A 3073-nucleotide genomic window follows, 5' to 3' on the forward strand; every position below is an offset into this window, starting at 1 on the left:
GCACCGCACCTCAACGGTCCGGACGGCAGGCAGCGGAATCTGGGTCGTCTACCGCGGATCGGGCGCAACCGTGATCGATGGGCGCCGCTTCCGCTGGACAGCCGGAGACATGTTCGTCACGCCCTCATGGGCGGCGGTCGATCACGAGGCCGCCGACGACGCCGACCTGTTCCACTTCTGCGACGCGCCGGCGCTCGAGGCGCTTGGCCTCGCCCGCACCGAGAAAGCACGGCAGCGGCAGGACGTGCTGACGGACGACGCAGGGTGACGGCGGCCTGACGAGGAGAAACGAATGCGGCTGGTGAGCTACGACGACGGCCGGGTGGGGTACCTGGCCGGCGATCAGGTGATCCCCCTGCCCGCCAGGACAATGCGGGACGTGATCGCTTCCTGGAGCGCAGGAAAGCTGCCTGTTCCAGACCGCGAGGCCGGAATCCCGCTGCGCGATGTCCGCCTTCGCGTGCCAGTCGCCGACCCGTCCAAGATCATCGCGGCCCCGGTGAACTACCGGGACCATCAGGCGGAGATGAGCACCGACAGCCAGGTCGGTGCCCTGGGCTTCTTCCTCAAGGCTCCCTCATCGCTGCTCGACCCCGGCGGGACCATCCAGCTCCCCTACCACGATCGCCGCTTCGACCAGGAGGGCGAGCTCGCGCTGGTGATCGGCCGGACCGCCCGGCAGGTCAGCGAACAGGACGCACTGTCCTGCGTGTTCGGCTATACCGGGCTGCTCGACATCACGATGCGCGGCGGCGAAGACCGGTCCACCCGCAAGTCCTTCGACACCTTCACCCCCATGGGGCCGGTCCTTAGCACCGCCGATGAGTTCGGGGATCCCGGCGACGCGGAGCTGCGCTGCTGGGTATCCGGCGACCTGCGCCAGAAGGCCAGCACACGCGACCTGATCTGGGGCGTGGCACGGCTCGTGTCCTACGCGTCCTCGGTCACCACCCTCTACCCAGGGGATGTGATCAGCACCGGTACCCCGGCTGGCGTGGGCCCGCTCATCGCCGGGGACACCATCCGGCTGGAATTGTCCGGGCTCGGGCTGGATCTGACAGTCCAGGTGGCCGCGGATCACACCATCGCCTCGCCGACATCCGGCCATAACCGCGGGCCGGTCCCGCCCCCAGCCCCGCCGAGAGCCGGCTAGGCGCGTCATCGGCTGGAAGAGGAACCGCGGGCCCGTTCGGAAAAATGCTTATTTCATTCAGAACGTAAGGTGGCGGCTGCCGGGAGCCACGCTGCTACGTGAGGTAGCGCCCGAACCATTCGAGGATCGCCTCGAACCGCTGCACGCGATGACGTGGCGAGCCGCTCCGGCTCAGCTCGTGGCCCTCCGCGGGGAACCTGAGCATCTCCGTCTCCCGGCCCATCAGCCGCAGCAGCGTGAACAGGTGCTCGCCCTGCTCGATGGGACAGCGCAGGTCCTGCTCGGAGTGGATGATCAGCAGCGGGGTGCGGATGCGCTCCGCGTAGCTCGCGGGGGACATGGCCCGCCAGGCATCGGGATGCTCCCACATCGGCCCGCCGAAAACCCGCTGGAAATCCCAGAAGATGTCGCTCGACCCGAACAGGCTGACCATGTTGCTGACCCCGCGTTCGGCGATGGCGGCCTTGAAGCGGTCGGTGTGCGAGACGATCCACGACGTCATGAAGCCGCCGTAGGAGCCGCCGAGCACGCCCATCCGCTCGGCGTCCAGGAACGGGTACCGGCGCAGCGCGGTGTCCACCACGTTCATCAGGTCCTGGAAGTCGACCGTGCCCCATCCCGGGCCAGCGCCGTTAACCGGCCCGCGGATCGCCCGTCCCCACTCCTCGGAACGGCCGGAGCTGCCGCGCGGGTTCGCGAACAGGACCGCGTACCCGGCCGCGGCGTACATCTGGAACTCATCGAAGAATCCCGTGGTGTACTGGCTGAACGGCCCGCCGTGTATCGACAGGAGGACCGGGTAGCGCCCACCGGGCGTGAATCCCGCGGGGCGCACCAGCCAGGCGTCGACCCCGGTTTCCTCCGTCGCCGCCGAGTCCGCCCGCTCGGCGGTGAACCGTTCCGGTTCGGCCAGTTCGCGGTCGGCGGCGAAGGCCGCGCCGACGCCGGTGAGCCGCTGCCCGGCCGCCGCGGAGGAACGCGCCTCCGCGACGTAGAGCTCGGGGAACGCTGTGGGGGTGGAGGGAACGTAGACCACGCGCCCGTCACGCGCGTCGAAACCTGCGATGACCAGCTCACCGCCGACGAGCAGCTCGGGCTCCGCCGAGCCGTCGGCGGCCACGGCGTAGACGTGCCGGCTGCCATGATCCTCGGCCGTGAACACGATCCTGCCGCTGTCCCAGCACAACCGCATCGAATCGGAGACCGGACGGCAGTGCCGGTCCAGCTTGGCCGTGAGCAGCCGGTAGTCCGAGCCGTCCGCGGCGATCACGGCTATCTGCGTGTTATGCGGGTCGGTTCCGTCATCGAGGTCAAAGTAATGCGCGATCCGCGTGCCGTCCGGCGAGAAGGAGGCGCCGGTACACGACCCGTCGGTGCCGGTCAGCGCCACCGGCTCGCCGCCATCGGCACTGACCAGGTAGATGCGGTCCCGCAGCTCGACGTCCCAGCGCTCGCCGCGCATGGAGCTGAAGGCGATCTGCCCGCCGTCCGGTGACCAGGCAGGCTGGCTGTCCTCGCAGTCGCCGTCGGTCAGCTGGCGGACGTCGCCGCCGTCCAGGCTCGCGACGAAGATGTGCGCGCGGCGGTCAGTCAGCCAGCCCGTGCCGTCGAGCTTGTAGAACAACCGCCGCACTCGCCGCGGCGCGCGCTTGCGCTCGTCCTCCTCCGGGTCGTCAGGTACCCGCCTGGTGAACGCGATCCGCGTCGAGTCCGGCGACCACGCGAGCTGCGAGACGTCTTCGCCGCCGTCGGTCAGCCTGCGTGCCTCGCCGCCGTCAGCCGGCATCACGTACAGCTGCTGCGGTGCCTTGCCGCCGTCGTGCCCGTCTCGGCTGGAGGTGAACGCGAGCCACTTCCCGTCGGGAGACCAGCGCGGCACCGCGTCCCTGCGCTCACTCCAGGTGAGCCGGCGCGGCGGCG

At 69.8% G+C, this 3073-nt stretch carries 2 protein-coding genes and 1 pseudogene; 2 read left to right on the plus strand and 1 reads right to left on the minus strand.

The features are described 5' to 3' along the window. Positions 1-268 (plus strand): annotated as a pseudogene (locus WA805_RS18195) (hypothetical protein); the annotation flags it as partial. A gap of 24 nt (positions 269-292) precedes the next feature. Beyond that, entirely contained in the window at positions 293-1153 is an 861-nt protein-coding gene (locus WA805_RS18200) for a fumarylacetoacetate hydrolase family protein (protein ID WP_425242923.1), read from the plus strand. 94 nt (positions 1154-1247) lie between these two features. Here the strand turns inward: WA805_RS18200 and WA805_RS18205 are convergent. Further along, positions 1248-3073: S9 family peptidase (locus tag WA805_RS18205; protein WP_425242924.1), on the minus strand; the 1826-nt coding region annotated here is incomplete at its 5' end.

Source organism: Trebonia sp. (assembly GCF_049794275.1).
Lineage (GTDB): Bacteria > Actinomycetota > Actinomycetes > Streptosporangiales > Streptosporangiaceae > Trebonia.

Coding starts and splice junctions, on each gene's coding strand:
- WA805_RS18200 (WP_425242923.1), top strand. CDS start 293: ATGCGGCTGGTGAGCTACGACGACGGCCGGGTGGGGTACCTGGCCGGC.